The organism is Oceanobacillus sp. E9 (genome assembly GCF_001741975.1).
In the GTDB taxonomy this organism is placed as follows: Bacteria; Bacillota; Bacilli; order Bacillales; family Amphibacillaceae; genus Oceanobacillus; species Oceanobacillus kimchii.
In genome coordinates, this window is record NZ_LSNA01000007.1 from 546,204 (window position 1) to 563,011 (window position 16,808).

Below are 16,808 nucleotides of genomic sequence, written 5' to 3' on the forward strand. Positions count from 1 at the left end.
AACGGATTGTTGAATCAAATCATTTGGGTTTATATTTTGACTAAATACTTCTGTCTTCCTCTTACTAAATAATCTTAGTATGTTTATTTTCTAATTTAAATGTGGTTCTAAAATGTTTTGCACTTTGTTCATTTTTTCACTACAAGCTTGATAGATGGATTTTGAAGTAGGATTATCTGTTGCTAAGGCAAAAAGTTCTAAATCCGCTTGTGATTTTTTTATTGTTGCTAATAGTAAAGCCGATTGATTCGGAGTAGCTACTGCAAGATGATCATCGTAAAGATCAACGTACAATTGACCTTGGTGGTCTACTTGTCCTAGGAATACATTTTCGAGTGTTATATTTTGTTTTTCTAATTCTGTATGAAGCCATTCTGGATTTAAAGCAGCATTTGCCAATGGTTCTAGCATGATATTGCCATCCATAATTACTGTTTGCGGTTCTTTATCAGGTGCTACGGTTATCCCTAAATCTTTAGCAGTTAAAGGTCGGTTTTCTTTTTTAGGAAGAATATTGAATGTACCAGAAGGCTCAAGTACAGCAAATTCTACATCGGATGCTAAAAAAACATTATTATCCCTTAGTTTTTCCATCAATTCATCGGTCGAGTATCCTTCTTTTTTTAAATTATCCTCCATAATCTTTCCATCTTGTATAAAAACAGTACTTTTTCCCTCTGTAAAATCTCTAACTCGTTTACTTTTTAACGAGAACTTTTCTATTCCAAAAGGTACAATAAACCAGATAAACATAGCAAGCAGTGCATAGTAAAAGTTAGTACTTGGATCCATTGTATGGACAGCGGCTATTCCTCCTAGCACAATACCTGTAATGGTCTCAAAAACATTTAATTGTGATATTTGTTTTGTGCCAAGCCATTTAACTAAAAGAAAAAGAATAATAATCAAAGTGAAGGAGCGAAATATTACAATTGTCCATTCTGGCATATGACATCCTCCTAAGATTTATACTGTGGTTCCTCTTTTGTCAATTTTATTACTTGATTGTTCATATCATTTTTTACTTCATATAGAAGTATATTTGCTTGTTCAATAGCGGTTTGCAGTTCATTATTTCGAGTAGTCTCATGTAGAGACTCTAGGGCACTTTCAATACTCTTTATAGAAGCGTAACAGCTTTTTACTTGTGATCCTACAGTCATAAATGACATCCCCTATCCTTTTGGTTTAAATATTAATGCTCCAATTACTCCAAAAATGATTGCCGCTGAAATACCAGCACTAGTAACCTCAAACATTCCTGTTACTACTCCAATCAGTCCGTGCTTCTCGGCCTCTTGCATTGCTCCATGTACAAGGGAGTTACCGAAACTAGTGATAGGAACAGTTGCTCCAGCACCCGCAAAATCAATTAAGGGCTCATATAATCCGATTCCATCGAGAATTGCACCGCTAATGACTAAAATAGTTAGCGTGTGTGCAGGAGAAAGTTTAAATACATCAAACATTAGTTGGCCGATCACACAGATGAGGCCACCAACAACAAAAGCCCAGAAAAAAATCATTCGTTATCACTCCCTGATTCAATAGATACTGCATGGGCAATACATGGAATAGGATCTTTTTGATTCACCGATAATGGAGAATGAAGCGAGCCAGTTGCTACTATTAAAATACGTTTTAGTTTACCTTCTGCCATTTGCTTTAGAAAGTGTCCGTAAGTCACGATAGCTGAACAAGCTGGACCACTTGCACCAGCTAACACTGGCTGACCTTCTCGATAAATGGTTAAGCCACAATCTACATATTGATCCGGATTAATATCGATATTTCGTTCATGCATATAATCTAACGAAACTTCTCTACCAATATGACCAAGATCTCCAGTAATAATTAAATCATAATAAGAAGGATCAATCTTCTTGTCTTGTAGATGTGCCTCAATTGTATCAGCTGCAGCTGCTGCCATTGCTCCACCCATATTGAATGGGTCGGTCATTCCCATATCCACAATTTTTCCAATCGTAGCAGATGTTACATAGGGCCCATTTCCTTGTTTTGCTACTAATGCACAACCAGCGCCTGTTACTGTCCACTGAGCAGTAGGTGGTTTTTGTCCGCCATATTCTGTTGGATAACGAAATTGTTTTTCTGCTGCAGCATTATGACTCGATGCCCCGGTTAAAATATAATCTGCACCACCTGAATTAATGATTGTTGCTGCAAGAGCTAAACTTTCCATAGAAGTTGCACAAGCACTAAACACTCCTAAGTATGGTGAACCTACTGTTTTAGCAGCAAAGCTGGTTGGGGTGATTTGATTTATTAGATCACCACCGAGAAAAAAACCGACATTTTCTTTCTCGATAGGGGATTTCTTAATTGCTATTTGACATGCTTCTTCTAGCATTTTTTGTTGTGCTTTTTCGAAGGAATCTTGATTGATCCACATATCTTCGTGTAAGGTGTCAAAGGCTTCTGGAATTTTTCCGTTTGCTTCGAAAGGTCCCCCAACTGTTCCGGTTGTTATAATTGATGGTCTATTGATGAACTGCCACGTACGATGTCCGATTAACATTACAATCCACCCCATTGAATAAGAATAGTTTTAATTAACGCAACGACAAATGCTGAAAATACCCCATAGACAATTACTGGTCCTGCTAGCTTTAACATATTGCCTCCGACACCTAAAATAAATCCTTCAGTGCGATGTTCAATCGCAGCTGAAATAACCGCATTACCAAATCCAGTAACAGGCACCGCAGATCCAGCTCCAGCAAATTGACCAATTCGATCGTAAACACCGAATCCTGTTAATAACATAGTTATAAAAATTAATGTGGCAGTCGTAGGGTTACCTACAGTTTGTTCGGTAAAATTAAATTGATATAAATAAAAGGTCGAGATACATTGCCCTATAAGACAAATCAAACCGCCAATTAGAAATGCTTTGATACAATTTATTAGAATCGGTCGTTTTGCTTCTCTTTTTTGTTGGAAATCCTGATATTTTTGTTGCTCAGGAGGGAGGTTCTTTTTTTTATTATTTGCCATTTTGTCTCACTCTTTCTTTATGTTTGTTCTCTAGCTAAGTGAATAATTCTATCTATTTCCTGATTAATCTTGTGATTAGTTATCGTATTTTCTTTAATTTTCTTTTCAATTTTTCGAGTTTCAATTAATATTTTCTTATCAGTTGAGACTTCAACATGTTCACCTTTAAATTCTTGTTCCAACATCTTTTGATATTGTTTACGTTTCTTAGCAAGCGTAAAACGTTCATGATGCTCAATATTAACGGTGACAAGCAATGTGTGTTTCGTATTGACTGCATGTACTTCCGTAACTTCTTCATATTGTGAAAGTAATTTTTTTGCTTTATTAGAAGGTTGTTGACTAGTGATGTTGGAATTGGTATTTATTTGTTCAATAGATGGATTATTATTGAGATCTTGTGTATTCTGACCTGTTTCCTGATTACATGCTGATAGAATAAATAAACACATAATAGCTATCCTAAGAATCATTTTCCTCATATCAAATACCTCGCTTTTTGTATGTAAAAGAGAGAGGGACAAAAAGTGCTTAATCAAAAGACATCCAATCAAAGAATAAATAAACAATGAAACGTACCAGGTTTAGAAAACCTTCTTAGTTTTTGCTACCTTTTATCATAAAGGAGTAAGCAACAATGAATAATAATTTATCTTTTGAATTAATCCTTTTTGTTATATCCCTAATCTCTAACAATTATTGACGATATTGGGGTTCTTCTTGTTCAATTTGTTGCATACGTGGCTCAACACTATCTAAAATGGCTTGTGTTTGTTGTGCAGCTTGTTGATAAATTTGTTGCGCTTGTTTGTTATCTGTTTGAAGAGCAAATTGTTCAAAGCTTGCTTGTGCGCTTTTTAATCCAGCGATGGTCTGTTTTACTTGTGTTCCGACAGTCACATTACCTCATCCTTTCTTAAAAGATATACATATTTATTTTGTAAACACCCTGCGTTTTTTATTCTTTTAATACATTTCCATTTAATGACAGGTGAAATAAGTGAAACTTTTTACTTGGGTAAGTCGTCTAATATAGTAGGGAGAGTAGGTAAAATGCAAAAATGGATTCGATGGATTATTTGTCTTATTTTAATTACAGGAATAGTGGTTTTCTTAAACTTGGATAAAGAAAAAGTAGTATTAGGAAAAACGTCAACAGTATCCTTTGAAGATGATTTTTTATTACATATACGTATTCAACAGACAGAAGAGGGAGTTCAAGTACAAAACTCAATACAGTATTTAGGAGATGATACAGTTGTAGTAGAACATAAACAACCTTTAATCTCTGTATCGTATAATACACATTCATTTGATGGAGAAATGGTTCAAAGACAAATGAGTAATGGAAGTATTTATTATCAACCTAAGACAGATTTAGATTTTCCTGAAGATAATGAATATATTCAAATTAAGGTGAAATGCAAAGTTGATGGGGAAGATGTAGAGTTTGAATATAAGGAAAAAATTAAATTTGATATATAAAAAGACCGAGGTCGTTTAGATTTCTTAACAACCTCGGTCTTTGTTTATCTCCATGTAATAATAGGCAATAAGCAATCCTTGCCGAAGAAGATAGGTGGGAAAGAACGGTAAGCCCAATTAAATGAAATTTCACTTTATTTTCTGTTCATATTTTTTTCTTGTACAAAAGAGCTAACATCCATACGTGTTGGAATGGCGAATTTCCTTTTCATTTGATTGGTCCATGTATCGATTCTATTATTTGAAGAACGACTTGCATAATAATCCGTTATTGTTTCATCATATTTTTGGATGTAACTTTTCTGATCTTCGAATGGTCTGTAAGTATTTTCATGGTATATAGCTTCCATAGGCAAGCGTGGTTTGATATCGGGTTGATGATCAGGATATCCAATTGCTAACCCAAATAATGGTATAACATGTTGAGGTAAATGTAATAAATCATTAAATTTACGTATATTATTACGCAAACTTCCTAAATAACAAATTCCTAATCCCATTGATTCCGCTGCTATTGCAGCATTTTGTGAAGCTAAGGTAGCGTCAATAACAGAGACCATAAATTGTTCCGTACTTTCTAAATTGTTTAGATAGTCAGGATTTTCATCTGGATTTTCTTCAAGGTGATGTATACGATGGAGATCCGCACAAAATAGTAATAAATGTGCACTTGTTTTTACATGTTTATGTCCAGAGATTTCATACAGATTTTGTTTCAGTGCACTATCGGTAACTCCAATAATAGTATATGCCATAACGTTACTAGATGTAGATGCACATTGGGCAGATTCAATAATTTCTTTTATTTGATGATCTGTTAGAGGCTCATTCGTAAATTTGCGAACCGATCGATGGTTTTTAAGTGTTTCAATAATTTTATTCATATTTTAATACCTCCTAGTCATTATTACTCTTTTTTGAGATTATCATGGTGTGATGTTCGTATTTTTTTTCTTCAGATTCATTCCAAGAACGGTATGATTGGATTGTTAATTCGTCTAGTTTTGGTGATTTTATTCTAATCTCATGATCATTTATCCAATCCACTCCTAATATTGGTCTTGTATATTCTATTATCGTATCATCGCTCTCAGGCATAATCAAAGAAACAACACTCCACTCGTCTAAATCAATAGAAACTAAATGAGATAAAGGAACATTTTGCGATTCTCTTATAAATTGAAAAATGATATTTTCGTTATTAGGGGAAACATAGTAGTTTGAATAACCTGCAACATCAGCTAATAATATTGCAGCATTACTCTCATTATCGTTAAAGATAAGATACGAACATCTATCATTAATACAAGAAAATTCAAGTAAATATACTGGTTGCTCTTCAATTGGAAGACGTTGCATATTCATATTCCTTATTGCTTCTTCTCTGTTTTCAGCTCCTTGTAAATAATAATCAAGTATAGCGACTCTATTTAAATTAATGGTGAGTTGTTCATCTTCTAGAAAGAACTCAATGTATTGATCGACTTCTTCGTCTTTTTCATCTACTTCCTCGATAAGTACAGGGTCTTTCACTTCTTCAGCAGATTCCACTTTCTTAATAATTGCATCATTATTATCCGAACAAGCAACTAATCCAAATAAGAAAATGATGCATATAAAAAATGCAAGGGATATGTATTTCATAAGACTTTTCTCCTCAGATTATTAGTATATAACTCCTATTATATATTATTTTGTGTTACTTTTCTGTAAATAATAAAAATTGGATATTAAGAATTATTTTTACCACAGAGTACTTTTTTTGGTACACTCGATAGTATATGGATAAAATGTTAGTCAGGATGGTGATATTATGAAAACATTTAAACTACGCAAACTTGAAATACTTGAGCACGATAAACAAATGGATCCATATGAAATAAAATTACTAGATGGATTAATTATTAATAGAGAAGATGAACATGATCAATGGCTAGTAGAAGCTTATATTGATAAAGCTTATGAGGATTATTTCATAGAGAAACAAAACCAAGAAATAATGATACAAGCCACTATTACAAAGGATACGAATGAACCAGCAACTTTTATTACCAATATACAATCAATTAATAAAATTGGTAATCAAATTAATGTATTATTGTTAGGAAAGATTGTTGATAAAGGAAAAAGTATTGTAGAGGACTTATTAACAAAGTTAGTGAAAGAAGGTTACGAAGGCCTGGAGCTTATTCGTGAATTTAAAAAGAGTTTTTAATTATTATACTTATCTAGGAGAAAATATATGTTTAAGAAGAGTAAATATCAACGTAATATACTAAATCAATTATCACCGGTACAATTACTATTACTGTTTTATGGTATTGCAGTCGTTTTTTCAACGATCCTTTTATCTTTACCAATTGCTCACAAACCGAATGTGAGTATACCATTTATCGATATCATGTTTACAGCTGTTAGTGCAATTAGTGTAACGGGTTTAAGTACAATAACCATAGTGGATAGTTTTAGTACAACCGGAATTATATTTTTAGCAATCATCATGCAGCTTGGTGCAGTAGGTATTATGGCGATTGGAACATTAATATGGTTAGTATTAGGGAAACGAATAGGGTTCAAAGAACGCAGTATGATAATGACTGATCAAAATCAAACTCATTTTGATGGTATGGTTAGGTTAATCAAAGGAATTATTTATGTATTACTAATCATTGAATTGATTGGATTTTTAATCTTGGGGACCTATTTTTTACAATATTTTCCTACTGCTAAAGAGGCCTATTTACAAGGTTTTTTTGGAACAATTAGTGCTATCTCTAATGGTGGTTTCGATATAACTGGACAATCGTTGATTCTTTTTAAGGATGATTATTTTGTACAATTTATTAATATCTTATTGATTATATTTGGAGCAATTGGTTTTCCTGTATTAATTGAGTTGAAAGAGTATCTTTTCCGTAAAAGGACTGAAAAAAATTTATTTCACTTTAGTTTATTTACGAAGGTAACTACATTTACTTTTTTTGTACTTATTGTGATCGGTGCTCTTGGAATTTATTTATTAGATATGAATGCATTCTTTAAAGATTTGACGTGGCATGAGAGTTTATTTTACGCATTTTTTCAATCCGTGACAACTAGAAGCGGTGGCTTGGCAACAATGGATGTTAGCTTACTTACAGAGACAAATCAATTGTTTATGTCTGGGTTAATGTTTATTGGGGCCTCACCGAGTAGTGCCGGAGGCGGGATACGTACTACAACTTTTGCTTTAGCTATTATCTTTGTCTTTACATATATTAGAGGAGGAAATAGTGTACGTATTTTTAATCGAGAAGTATATAATGAAGATTTAATAAAAGCAGTTTCAATCACATTATTCGCTATTACATTGGTTATTTTTTCAACATTGATTTTGACTGCCATAGAGCCTTTTTCATTAGAAGAAATTATTTTTGAGGTAACTTCTGCTTTTGGAACAGTTGGGCTATCACTAGGTATCACAAGTGAATTATCAAATATAAGTAAGGTTCTAATCATGTTATTAATGTTTATAGGTCGAATTGGAATTGTTACATTTTTACTTATTTTTAAGCGGAAAAAGAAGAAAGCCAAATATCATTTTCCGAAAGAAAGAATTATAATTGGTTAAGTTAAAGAAATGAACAGTAATAACACCAATCGTTACCTTTCATAACTCCCAAAACAAAATGGCTTGTGCATTTTGTTCAGCACAAGCCATTGCTTGATTTACTAAAATTAGCAGTAAAATGCAGCACCTACAATTACCAACAAGATAAAAAGCACTACAATCAATGCAAAACCATTACCGTAGCTACCGCCACCGCCACAGCCGTATCCGCCGTATCCATAGCCCATGCTTTTTCACCTCCCGATGTTACATTAATACTGTATGCATATATGGTAAATGTGTATAGACGTTTGTACCGGGTATGAAAAAAACCTTTTTGTAAAAAGGTGAGAAATATGTTTATTTTCAAATGGTTTATTGGTAATATGAAAGAAGCGGGATATACTACAATTATAGAATTGTACATAGAAAGGAAAGGGGTGCCTTTTTAATGGAACTATTATTCGGTGTTGTTTGTTTTGGAATTATTGTACTAAATATCGGGTACTGCTTAATGGATAATGAATAATAAAAAGACAGATTCGTTAAAAAATCGAATCTGTCTTTTTTAATTTGTTCTGCCCAGTTCATTAAAAGGATAAATTATTAATTCTGATTTACCGATGATATCTTCTTTTGGTATATATCCAAGTCCATTTCGGCTGTCTTTACTAATAAGTCGATTATCTCCCATCACAAAGTAATTTTCTTCGGGTATGATGATTGGACCGAAGTTGCTTGTAGCATATAATGCATCTTTAGAGAGGAAGGATTGCGTATAAGCATCTCCATTAATATATAATTGATGATCTTTTATTTCGATTTCCTCTCCAGGTAATCCGATAATACGTTTTACATAATTCTTAGGAGGTTGATGAATAATTACAATATCACCCCGGTCAGGTTCATCAAGCATATAAACTACTTTATTAAATATAACTCTTTCCCCGTTTTCAAGTGTAGGTGCCATGCTTTCACCCTCTACAATAGAGGTTGCAAATATGAACGTTCGCAAAAAAAGGGCGACAATAATAGCTAATACAATTGCTTTTATGCCACTGACCCATTCATTTTTATCTTTTTTGTTAGTCACAGTGGACCATCCTCCGATGATATAGGTTATATTAATCGTAGCATAAATTTTATTATTTTTCGAGATTAATTATCTTAAATTTTCTCAACATTATTTACTGGTTTAGAAACTTTTCTATTCGATCTAGACCCTTATTTAATACATCTTCGTGGTAGGCATATGATAATCTCATGAAGCCTTCTCCGTGTTGTGAAAAGCTACTTCCAGGTACAAGTGCAACTTTCGCCTGTTTTACTAATGTCAAACCAAATTCAAATGAGTTTTCATTTTTCATTGGAAAACGAGGGAACATGTAAAACGCACCTTGTGGTAGTTGAACATCAACCCCCATTGAAGTAAGTCGATCATACACTAAATCCCTTCTATTTTTATAAGTATCTTTAATTAATTGTAAATGGTTATCGTTAGATTTATAAGCTTCTAGTGCAGCGTATTGACTGATGGAGGAAGCGCAAGAAACATTATATTGATGAACTTTTAACATATGCTTAGACAACCAATTAGGTGCTAAAGCGTATCCGATACGATAGCCAGTCATGGAATGCGACTTCGACAAGCCGTTAATTACAATTGTTTGATCTTTCATCTCAGGGTATGAAGCTATAGATACATGAGATTGATCAAAAATAATTTCACTATAAATTTCATCAGAAAGTATAAATATCTTTTTATCTCTTAATACAGAAACGATTTCATCTAGCTCCTCCTTTGTATAGGCTGCACCAGTTGGATTGGAAGGAGAAGGGATAATTATACATTTGGTCTTGTCCGTAATTACTTCTTGTAGTTGGTGTTTCGTTAATTTAAAATTAGTTTTTGTTGTGTCTACATGGATTGATATTGCTCTTGACAGTGTTATTAATGGTTCATATCCAGGATAAATGGGTGCAGGTAAGATTACTTCATCACCAGGCTCTAAAATCGTGCGGAGTGTAATATCAATAGCCTCTGAAGCTCCTGAAGTTACAATGATTTCAGATTCTGGATGATATGAAATCTGATAACGAGATTCGTAATAATTAGCAATCGCTTTTCGTAATTCCAAAACACCAGCATTTGCGGTATAAGTTGTTTGGTTATTTTTAATTGCATGTATAGAAGCTTGTTTAATTGAATTAGGAGTATAAAAGTCAGGTTGACCAATGGTTAAAGAAACAATGTCTTCTTCATTAGAAACTAGGTTAAAAAACTTTCGAATTCCTGATATTTCTATGTTTTGTACTTGTTGATTTAATAAATGTTCCATATAATTCACCATACCTTTTTCATAATTAAGGAAAATTTTAATAAAATGTTCAAATAATTTAGATTTATAATATATTTTTCGGGTATAATAATACTAACAGATAAATAGGAGGATGACTTATGCGACCTAAAGCGCTAGATTTTGAGCAGCTAGTTAATCAAAATAAACAAGAACTTTTAAATGATGAAGAAAGTATAACACAAATTGAGCTTCGATTAGAAAATAAACAAGAAGCAATCGTTCTTGCTGAGAGACAAAAGAATTAAGAGAAAATAACTGCAAGGGACCGTATTTAGGTTCCTTGTCTTATTTGTTGTTTATTGGAAAATTGCATGATTAGGACAGCTCCAATAATCGCGAGCATACCTATAAATTGTATAATAGAAAATGGTTCCGTAAAAACTACAATGCCTATAAATGTAGCCACAACTGGTTCAATCGTTGATAATATAGAAGCTTTTGAAGCTTCTACAAATTGTAAACCATATGTATATAAGATATAGGCTAAAGCAGTAGGCAGAAAACCGAGCCCGATAGCAAGAAGGAAAGGAGCTGGATCCAAAAGTAAATGCATCTTTGCTTGATATGGGAAAAATGGAATCAATGCAACAGCTGCGACGATAAAAGTAAAGGTGGTAACACTTAAACTTGAATACTTTTGAAGCGCATATTTACTAAATATACTATATAGTGCATATCCGAATCCTGAACCTAGTCCAAATAATATCCCAGTTATATGTATATTTTGCCAACTAGATCCAGCAATACCAGCAACTAGACAAGTTCCAATTAGTGTACTAAATAAAGCAATAATTTTATATAAGGACAGTTGTTCTTTAAATAAAATCCAAGACAGTATAGTAACAAAAGCTGGTGCTGTGTAAAGTAAAGAAGTAGCAACTGGAATTGTTGTTAATTCTATGGCAGTAAACATGCAATAATTAAAGAAAATAATACTAAAAATTCCAGTACCTATAAAATATTTAAGGTCAGACCAAGCTTTTAATTTTAATTGATTTCTATTGGTCATTAATAAGAAAGGTACTAAAATAATTGCTGTGGACCACGCCCGTAATATTACAATTTCCATCGAAGTGAATCCAAATTGACTCAATTGTTTTACATACCAACTAATCGTACCCCAAAGTCCTGCTCCAATAACAATGAGTATTATATGTCGATTTAACATTAAAGTCCCCCTTGACGATCTTATAACGAAATGAATGATAACAATATGTATATCTCTTCTATATATGTCAATAATGCAAGATAAACTATAAATATAGGAAGATGATTATGTTGTTACAAGATATTATTACATTTGGAAACATAGGTATTGATGAATTATATGTTTATGTAATTCTCTTTTTCCTATTTTGCATGCTTATTTATTACTTTATCAGACCACTATCTCGTTGGGCAATAAATAGAAAGATGAATCGTTTAATGTCTTATATAGTAGTTACGCTCTTATTAGTTATATTCATATTAATTGTGACAAATTATGTTGATAGTTTTCAATTAAACCGAGCATTAAAAGTTGGTTTACAGATTAGTGCTTTATTTGGATTTTGTATCATAATTGTATCTCCAATAGCACGTTTTTTGCAAAAAAAACCAGCAAAATAACCAAAGGACATTGTCCTTTGGTTATTTTATATTTTGATGGGTATGCAATTGTTCTGTAGTATTTTCCAACCATTCATATACCGGATGGAAATATTCATTAGGTGTTTTTAAACTATCTGGAGCTGCGTTCATCACAAGTTGCTTTTCTGTTTCAGATAGTTTCTCAAATTTGTCTTTTAATACATGTGTTTGTTCAGCATACTTGTGTAATTCATAAATGAAGTCTTGAAGTTCCATGTCTTCATTCCTCCTTTCTGTTCTATACCCAAAAGAAGAATGAATATAACATCTTAAAAACGTTTTGATTTAGTTGGTGGCCATTCCATTTTACCTAAAGAAGAAGGGGTATAATAATTCGATTGATATCTTCTTGTTTGAGAAGGATTCTTTTTTTCTGGTTTCCAACCAATATATTGATAAACTAGTTTTTTTGCTTGAGAAAGTGGCATCTTTGTATGAGGATTTCGGTATGTTTGATCTAATGAACCCAAATGCTCCAAAGTTTTAAAATCTTCCTTCGTTGGAGGGATATGAAAGAAGTAGTGGTCTACTTTTACTAGTAATGTAGAATGTTGGCTACTAAGTTTTGGATGGTCAGAAAAATGCAATCCAATTTTTCTGGCTTTTTTTTCTTTTAATAATTGATGGATTGCTTTCTTTTTAATTTGGTATAAGTGCTTTGGCTCTGGAGCGGTTTTTGCGTGTTTATTTATAGAAAATAATGCTTGTGCAAGTTTATGCACGGATACATCGTCGGACATTTTTCTTTCTCCTCCCAATAAGAAAAGATATACTATATCCTAACGCAACGCTTGTCCATTTTCAATAACTTGTAGTAAAAACAATTTAAAAATATCGTTTTTATAGTAGGAAATAGCTGAAAGAGTATTTTACTTTATAAATTAGAGAAGATCCTATCAAAATAAGTATGATGGGATCTTCTGGGATTTTATATTTATTTATTGTACCTTATTTAGATCTTGTACAATTGTTTCCATACTCTGTTCTTCTATTCCATTGTAATTTTTAATTACTTCACCTTCCGGACTCACTAGGAAAAATGAGGTGCCGTGCGTTACTTGATCTGTGCCTTCAGGAGGAGCTTGAACAAAGTTTTTAAATGATTTTATCGATAATTCTCGAATTGTTTCAAATTCATATCCAGTTAATAATGACCAATTATCAAAGCTGGCATCGTAATTTTGTGCATATTCTTTTAATACTTCTGGGGAATCGTTTTCGGGATCTACACTGAATGAAATTAACTGCACATCCAGATTTTCAGTTTCAATCATTTCTTGTAGCTGTGACATATTATATGTCATTGGCATACATACCGTTGTACAATTAGTGAAGATAAAGTTGGCAACCCACCATTCGCCTTCTAGATCGCCTAATGAAACAGCTTCATTGTCTTGATTGGTAAATTGAAAATCAGTAACTTTTTCTGACATCGTTGATTCAATATTATAATCTTCACCGCAACCTACAAGAACCATGCTTAATAAAAGTAATAATATTAAATTTCTCATTTTTTATAAATTCCCTTTCAATACTATTTTATGGTAATTGTATCATGTAAATGAATAGAGTGTGATGAACGATTTATGACATTTATTCGAATAAAACAGTCAGTAATTCCCACACTTTAAAAAAAGAGGCTAAGCAAAAAAGGATAAGTTAGGGATAAACTGTCCATAAATGACCAATTCATAGCCTTGTAGTACTAATATTTAGTGGTAGCAGAACGATAACCACAACGGTGTGAAGGTGCTTATCGTTTTGCCTTTAATTCATACATGTGAAGTTCTGGCTTACATAAAAATCGATAGGGAAGCCTAGTAGTACCAATTCCGCTGTTTACATAAAGGGTAAAATTTTGATGAAGTTCATATTTTCCCTGTACATATTTTTCAGCGTAGGGGGGAGTATAAAGATCCCCAATAAATGGAAAACGTACCTGACCACCATGACTATGACCAGATAATTGAACTTGGACAGGATAGTTTTTGGTGATATCGGCAAAATCTGGTTCGTGGGATAATAGAATAGTAAAATCATTTTCTTGTTGATTTTGCAAAGCCGTATTTAAATCAGGTTTTCCTAACATAACATCATCAATACCTGCCAGAGTAAAATAACTACCATCTTTACTTATGGGTACAGATTCATTTTGTAGTAATATAAATTCTCCAGCTTCCATAATATCTTTTACAATCTCCGTACCATAACCTCCATGGTCATGATTTCCATATATCCAATATTTCCCATGCTCTGCATTCATCGAGCGAAGGATTTCGACGATTCGATCGTCCCAATAGAATTGATTTGGTTTATCAACTAAATCGCCACTAAATAGTATTAAATCTGGTTGAAGCTGATTTATTTTTATAGCAAGCTCTTTAAACTGATCTAAATCATAATGGAAGCCGATATGTGTATCGGAGAATTGAATGATTTTAAAATTATGAAAGGCAGCTGGGATATTAGGATAGTGAATGGGTTCTTCAGTGATTTTTAATAGATTTGGTTCTATATCACGTGCATAAAAATATGTCCCACCACTAAGTCCAACTAAAGTTATTAAACTCCCGAAAGAGCGTTTTATAAAAGTTCTTCGGTTCATCTATCTCATGCCTCTCTTAATAAACAGATGTACAAAGTATAGCATGAATATATACAAATTTTAATTATAAAGTGAATTGTTTTGAATGAATTGAAAGTAAACAAAAGAAAAAGCTGAAAGATAACTACACAGTTAATAATTGGCGTTTTATCATTTAGTTTCTTTCAGCTTTAGTATAATGTGTTATGAATGGTCACATGATTCACAAGAGGAGATGTTCATTCCTTCTATTTGAATAGTGCTATGCGATATACGGAAAGATTCTTGAAGTAATCTTGTTGCTTCTTCTAATAATTGATCTCTATTTGTTTGTTCTGTTACTTGTATATGACAGCTCATGGATGGAAATTCGGAAGTTATAGACCATACATGAATGTCGTGTACGTCTTTTACTCCAGTTAATGACAATAAACTTCTTCTCATTTCAGCGATATTAATATTAGTTGGCTTACCTTCCATTAAAATATGCAACGAATCTTTAGTTATACGAATACCGGATATAATAATTAGTATTGCTACAATAATACTCGCAATAGGATCAGCAATATGCCAATTAAAAAGTAAAATAAAGGCTCCAGCCACCAGAGCTCCTATAGATCCTAATAAATCACCCATTACATGGAGTAGTGCGCTTTTTAAATTTAAGTTCTCTTCAGCATTTCCCCTCATTAAGAGCCAAGCAACCAGTATATTAACACATAAACCAATAAAGGCAATAATCATCATAGTTCCACTAACTTCAGGTGGTTCAACAAAACGTCGAATGGCTTCGATAAAAATAAAAATTGAAATCAAAATAAGCGTTACACCATTAATAAAGGCAGCAATAATTTCAAAGCGTTTATAACCAAATGTTTTATTAGCGGTAATGCTCTTTTCTCCGATTTTAAATGCAAGAAGAGTTAATCCTAAAGCAGCTGCATCACTCAACATATGCCCAGCATCAGATAATAAAGCTAGACTATTGGTGAGTATGCCTCCAACAGCCTCTACAATCATAAATGAAAAAATAATAATAAAGCTCCAGAAAAGAACTTTCTTATTTGTTGTATGGTGATGATGATGGGAATGATCATGGTTGTGATCCATTATTATTCCTCCTTAGTTGTATGCTTCATATGTTCAATAGCTTGTTCTAACAATTTAATAACATGCTCGTCGTCAGGAGAATAAAAGTACATATTCTTTTCTCTCCTCTTCTTAACTAAATGCAATTGTCTTAGATATTTTAATTGATGAGAAATAGCTGATTGCGTAAGATTCAAATGTTTAACAATCTCATTAACGGAACATTCTTGCTGGAATAGTAAATGCAAAATACGAATACGAGTAGGATCAGATAATGCTTTAAATATCTGTGAAATATGTTCAATTGAGTTTTCTTCTAAATAGTTAATAGACATTGGATTCATCCCTTTACAATATGATCATATGCTCATATTGTATAATTTATTTCTGGAATTTGCAAAAGAGAATACGATATAGAGGTGTCATTTATTTTTATATGGTAAAATATAGTTGGAGTGTTTTGGAGAATGAATGGACTTATTTTGCAAGATGTAAATAGAAAGGGGCGAGTGTATTGAGTACGATTCAGGAAACCCAATTATCTGACTTGTTAATTAGTGATTATTTTGTTCCTTCAGAAAAAGTTGCCCATGTACAGATAAATAATCCATTAGAGCATGCTTTATTAGTATTAGTAAAATCAGGCTATGCAGCGGTACCGGTTCTTGATTCCTCGTATAAATTTGTAGGAATTATAGGGAAAACAGTCATTTTAAATGAAACATTAGGTCTAGAGAAATTTGAAATGGAAAGACTTGCTGAAATAAAGGTCGAAGAAGTAATGAACACAGATGTACCAACATTAACAAGGGATCATACGATACTAGATGGTTTAAATGCAGTAATTAATCATGCGTTTATATGTATTGTAGATAATGAAGGTTATTTTGATGGAATACTAACTAGAAGGGCAATTCTAAAACAAGTAAAGAAAAACATATATATAAATGCTTATAAAAAATAACAGCTTCTTTTATGGAGGCTGTTTATTTTTTTAATTCTAAAACAAAAAATCTACATAGTCTGAGTTGCGACATAACTTACCGTCTGCTAA

At 32.6% G+C, this 16,808-nt stretch carries 25 protein-coding genes; 6 read left to right on the top strand and 19 right to left on the bottom strand.

The window, feature by feature from the left end:
* Window positions 1-90: 90 nt before the first annotated feature.
* The 7 genes from AQ616_RS12255 to AQ616_RS12285 form a co-directional block, all read right to left on the bottom strand.
* The gene (locus AQ616_RS12255) at window positions 91-948 is read right to left on the bottom strand and encodes a DUF421 domain-containing protein (RefSeq protein ID WP_017796498.1); all 858 of its coding nucleotides are present in this window, start codon (window positions 946-948) and stop codon (window positions 91-93) included.
* Between the two features lie 11 nt (window positions 949-959).
* Window positions 960-1,163 (bottom strand): DUF1657 domain-containing protein, encoded by a 204-nt coding sequence (locus tag AQ616_RS12260; RefSeq protein WP_017796499.1) that lies wholly within the window; start codon window positions 1,161-1,163, stop codon window positions 960-962.
* A 12-nt stretch (window positions 1,164-1,175) separates the two neighbouring features.
* The gene (gene spoVAE, locus AQ616_RS12265; protein ID WP_017796500.1) at window positions 1,176-1,526 is read right to left on the bottom strand and encodes a stage V sporulation protein AE; all 351 of its coding nucleotides are present in this window, start codon (window positions 1,524-1,526) and stop codon (window positions 1,176-1,178) included.
* The gene (gene spoVAD, locus AQ616_RS12270) at window positions 1,523-2,539 is read right to left on the bottom strand and encodes a stage V sporulation protein AD (RefSeq protein WP_017796501.1); all 1,017 of its coding nucleotides are present in this window, start codon (window positions 2,537-2,539) and stop codon (window positions 1,523-1,525) included. The genes spoVAE and spoVAD overlap by 4 nt, the downstream gene beginning before the upstream one ends.
* The gene (spoVAC, locus tag AQ616_RS12275) at window positions 2,539-3,018 is read right to left on the bottom strand and encodes a stage V sporulation protein AC (protein WP_069685915.1); all 480 of its coding nucleotides are present in this window, start codon (window positions 3,016-3,018) and stop codon (window positions 2,539-2,541) included. Before spoVAC ends, spoVAD begins: the two co-directional genes overlap by 1 nt.
* 17 nt (window positions 3,019-3,035) lie before the next feature.
* On the bottom strand, window positions 3,036-3,500 hold the full coding sequence (locus AQ616_RS12280) for a YhcN/YlaJ family sporulation lipoprotein (RefSeq protein WP_077596357.1): 465 nt from the start codon (window positions 3,498-3,500) through the stop codon (window positions 3,036-3,038).
* Between the two features lie 214 nt (window positions 3,501-3,714).
* On the bottom strand, window positions 3,715-3,918 hold the full coding sequence (locus AQ616_RS12285) for a DUF1657 domain-containing protein (RefSeq protein ID WP_017796504.1): 204 nt from the start codon (window positions 3,916-3,918) through the stop codon (window positions 3,715-3,717).
* Window positions 3,919-4,071: 153 nt separating this feature from the next.
* On the opposite strand from AQ616_RS12285, the gene AQ616_RS12290 reads away from it, so the two are divergent.
* Window positions 4,072-4,503 (top strand): hypothetical protein, encoded by a 432-nt coding sequence (locus AQ616_RS12290; protein ID WP_017796505.1) that lies wholly within the window; start codon window positions 4,072-4,074, stop codon window positions 4,501-4,503.
* Between the two features lie 134 nt (window positions 4,504-4,637).
* On the opposite strand, the gene nfsA is transcribed toward AQ616_RS12290, so the two are convergent.
* Together nfsA and AQ616_RS12300 are read right to left on the bottom strand one after the other, a co-directional pair.
* Entirely contained in the window at window positions 4,638-5,387 is a 750-nt protein-coding gene (gene nfsA, locus AQ616_RS12295; protein WP_069685917.1) for an oxygen-insensitive NADPH nitroreductase, read from the bottom strand.
* A gap of 13 nt (window positions 5,388-5,400) precedes the next feature.
* Window positions 5,401-6,147, bottom strand: coding sequence for a hypothetical protein (locus tag AQ616_RS12300; protein ID WP_017796507.1), 747 nt, complete (start codon window positions 6,145-6,147; stop codon window positions 5,401-5,403).
* Between the two features lie 169 nt (window positions 6,148-6,316).
* Here AQ616_RS12300 and AQ616_RS12305 point away from each other — a divergent pair, with 169 nt between their 5' ends.
* Window positions 6,317-6,718, top strand: coding sequence for a YwpF-like family protein (locus tag AQ616_RS12305; RefSeq protein ID WP_017796508.1), 402 nt, complete (start codon window positions 6,317-6,319; stop codon window positions 6,716-6,718).
* A gap of 27 nt (window positions 6,719-6,745) precedes the next feature.
* Window positions 6,746-8,113 (top strand): TrkH family potassium uptake protein, encoded by a 1,368-nt coding sequence (locus AQ616_RS12310; RefSeq protein WP_017796509.1) that lies wholly within the window; start codon window positions 6,746-6,748, stop codon window positions 8,111-8,113.
* Between the two features lie 107 nt (window positions 8,114-8,220).
* Here AQ616_RS12310 and AQ616_RS19265 read toward each other — a convergent pair whose 3' ends face one another.
* The 3 genes from AQ616_RS19265 to AQ616_RS12320 all read right to left on the bottom strand — a co-directional run bounded on the left by AQ616_RS19265 (window position 8,221) and on the right by AQ616_RS12320 (window position 10,431).
* Window positions 8,221-8,340: a YjcZ family sporulation protein gene (locus tag AQ616_RS19265; protein WP_017796510.1), complete on the bottom strand. Its 120-nt coding sequence runs from the start codon at window positions 8,338-8,340 to the stop codon at window positions 8,221-8,223.
* Between the two features lie 320 nt (window positions 8,341-8,660).
* Window positions 8,661-9,185 carry a signal peptidase I gene (lepB, locus tag AQ616_RS12315; protein ID WP_017796512.1) on the bottom strand — a complete coding sequence of 175 codons (525 nt, stop codon included), beginning with the start codon at window positions 9,183-9,185 and terminating at the stop codon, window positions 8,661-8,663.
* 94 nt (window positions 9,186-9,279) lie between these two features.
* The gene (locus AQ616_RS12320; protein WP_017796513.1) at window positions 9,280-10,431 is read right to left on the bottom strand and encodes an aminotransferase A; all 1,152 of its coding nucleotides are present in this window, start codon (window positions 10,429-10,431) and stop codon (window positions 9,280-9,282) included.
* Between the two features lie 119 nt (window positions 10,432-10,550).
* Here AQ616_RS12320 and AQ616_RS19270 point away from each other — a divergent pair, with 119 nt between their 5' ends.
* Window positions 10,551-10,697, top strand: a complete 147-nt coding sequence (locus AQ616_RS19270; RefSeq protein WP_017796514.1) for an FbpB family small basic protein — start codon at window positions 10,551-10,553, stop codon at window positions 10,695-10,697.
* Between the two features lie 26 nt (window positions 10,698-10,723).
* Here the strand turns inward: AQ616_RS19270 and AQ616_RS12325 are convergent, their stop codons facing one another.
* Complete coding sequence (locus tag AQ616_RS12325) at window positions 10,724-11,620, bottom strand: DMT family transporter (RefSeq protein WP_017796515.1); 897 nt, start codon at window positions 11,618-11,620, stop codon at window positions 10,724-10,726.
* A gap of 107 nt (window positions 11,621-11,727) precedes the next feature.
* Between AQ616_RS12325 and AQ616_RS12330 the strand changes: the two genes are divergently transcribed.
* The gene (locus AQ616_RS12330; RefSeq protein ID WP_017796516.1) at window positions 11,728-12,060 is read left to right on the top strand and encodes a hypothetical protein; all 333 of its coding nucleotides are present in this window, start codon (window positions 11,728-11,730) and stop codon (window positions 12,058-12,060) included.
* A 21-nt stretch (window positions 12,061-12,081) separates the two neighbouring features.
* Here AQ616_RS12330 and AQ616_RS12335 read toward each other — a convergent pair whose 3' ends face one another.
* From AQ616_RS12335 to AQ616_RS12360, 6 genes are all read right to left on the bottom strand, one after another.
* Complete coding sequence (locus AQ616_RS12335; protein ID WP_017796517.1) at window positions 12,082-12,297, bottom strand: hypothetical protein; 216 nt, start codon at window positions 12,295-12,297, stop codon at window positions 12,082-12,084.
* 53 nt (window positions 12,298-12,350) lie between these two features.
* The gene (locus AQ616_RS12340; protein ID WP_017796518.1) at window positions 12,351-12,821 is read right to left on the bottom strand and encodes a YkyB family protein; all 471 of its coding nucleotides are present in this window, start codon (window positions 12,819-12,821) and stop codon (window positions 12,351-12,353) included.
* A gap of 198 nt (window positions 12,822-13,019) precedes the next feature.
* A complete protein-coding gene (locus AQ616_RS12345) occupies window positions 13,020-13,592 on the bottom strand; it encodes an SCO family protein (protein WP_069685918.1) in 573 nt (190 codons plus the stop codon).
* A gap of 242 nt (window positions 13,593-13,834) precedes the next feature.
* Window positions 13,835-14,686 (bottom strand): metallophosphoesterase, encoded by an 852-nt coding sequence (locus AQ616_RS12350; protein WP_017796520.1) that lies wholly within the window; start codon window positions 14,684-14,686, stop codon window positions 13,835-13,837.
* Window positions 14,687-14,869: 183 nt separating this feature from the next.
* On the bottom strand, window positions 14,870-15,775 hold the full coding sequence (locus AQ616_RS12355) for a cation diffusion facilitator family transporter (RefSeq protein WP_069685919.1): 906 nt from the start codon (window positions 15,773-15,775) through the stop codon (window positions 14,870-14,872).
* Window positions 15,776-15,777: 2 nt separating this feature from the next.
* Window positions 15,778-16,089: an ArsR/SmtB family transcription factor gene (locus AQ616_RS12360; RefSeq protein WP_017796522.1), complete on the bottom strand. Its 312-nt coding sequence runs from the start codon at window positions 16,087-16,089 to the stop codon at window positions 15,778-15,780.
* A gap of 179 nt (window positions 16,090-16,268) precedes the next feature.
* Between AQ616_RS12360 and cbpB the strand changes: the two genes are divergently transcribed.
* Complete coding sequence (cbpB, locus tag AQ616_RS12365) at window positions 16,269-16,718, top strand: cyclic-di-AMP-binding protein CbpB (protein ID WP_017796523.1); 450 nt, start codon at window positions 16,269-16,271, stop codon at window positions 16,716-16,718.
* The last annotated feature ends 90 nt before the right edge of the window (window positions 16,719-16,808 follow it).

Coding starts and splice junctions, on each gene's coding strand:
- AQ616_RS12255 (WP_017796498.1), bottom strand. CDS start 948: ATGCCAGAATGGACAATTGTAATATTTCGCTCCTTCACTTTGATTATT.
- AQ616_RS12260 (WP_017796499.1), bottom strand. CDS start 1,163: ATGACTGTAGGATCACAAGTAAAAAGCTGTTACGCTTCTATAAAGAGT.
- spoVAE (WP_017796500.1), bottom strand. CDS start 1,526: ATGATTTTTTTCTGGGCTTTTGTTGTTGGTGGCCTCATCTGTGTGATC.
- spoVAD (WP_017796501.1), bottom strand. CDS start 2,539: ATGTTAATCGGACATCGTACGTGGCAGTTCATCAATAGACCATCAATT.
- spoVAC (WP_069685915.1), bottom strand. CDS start 3,018: ATGGCAAATAATAAAAAAAAGAACCTCCCTCCTGAGCAACAAAAATAT.
- AQ616_RS12280 (WP_077596357.1), bottom strand. CDS start 3,500: ATGAGGAAAATGATTCTTAGGATAGCTATTATGTGTTTATTTATTCTA.
- AQ616_RS12290 (WP_017796505.1), top strand. CDS start 4,072: ATGCAAAAATGGATTCGATGGATTATTTGTCTTATTTTAATTACAGGA.
- nfsA (WP_069685917.1), bottom strand. CDS start 5,387: ATGAATAAAATTATTGAAACACTTAAAAACCATCGATCGGTTCGCAAA.
- AQ616_RS12300 (WP_017796507.1), bottom strand. CDS start 6,147: ATGAAATACATATCCCTTGCATTTTTTATATGCATCATTTTCTTATTT.
- AQ616_RS12305 (WP_017796508.1), top strand. CDS start 6,317: ATGAAAACATTTAAACTACGCAAACTTGAAATACTTGAGCACGATAAA.
- AQ616_RS12310 (WP_017796509.1), top strand. CDS start 6,746: ATGTTTAAGAAGAGTAAATATCAACGTAATATACTAAATCAATTATCA.
- AQ616_RS19265 (WP_017796510.1), bottom strand. CDS start 8,340: ATGGGCTATGGATACGGCGGATACGGCTGTGGCGGTGGCGGTAGCTAC.
- AQ616_RS12320 (WP_017796513.1), bottom strand. CDS start 10,431: ATGGAACATTTATTAAATCAACAAGTACAAAACATAGAAATATCAGGA.
- AQ616_RS19270 (WP_017796514.1), top strand. CDS start 10,551: ATGCGACCTAAAGCGCTAGATTTTGAGCAGCTAGTTAATCAAAATAAA.
- AQ616_RS12325 (WP_017796515.1), bottom strand. CDS start 11,620: ATGTTAAATCGACATATAATACTCATTGTTATTGGAGCAGGACTTTGG.
- AQ616_RS12330 (WP_017796516.1), top strand. CDS start 11,728: ATGTTGTTACAAGATATTATTACATTTGGAAACATAGGTATTGATGAA.
- AQ616_RS12335 (WP_017796517.1), bottom strand. CDS start 12,297: ATGGAACTTCAAGACTTCATTTATGAATTACACAAGTATGCTGAACAA.
- AQ616_RS12340 (WP_017796518.1), bottom strand. CDS start 12,821: ATGTCCGACGATGTATCCGTGCATAAACTTGCACAAGCATTATTTTCT.
- AQ616_RS12345 (WP_069685918.1), bottom strand. CDS start 13,592: ATGAGAAATTTAATATTATTACTTTTATTAAGCATGGTTCTTGTAGGT.
- AQ616_RS12350 (WP_017796520.1), bottom strand. CDS start 14,686: ATGAACCGAAGAACTTTTATAAAACGCTCTTTCGGGAGTTTAATAACT.
- AQ616_RS12355 (WP_069685919.1), bottom strand. CDS start 15,775: ATGGATCACAACCATGATCATTCCCATCATCATCACCATACAACAAAT.
- AQ616_RS12360 (WP_017796522.1), bottom strand. CDS start 16,089: ATGTCTATTAACTATTTAGAAGAAAACTCAATTGAACATATTTCACAG.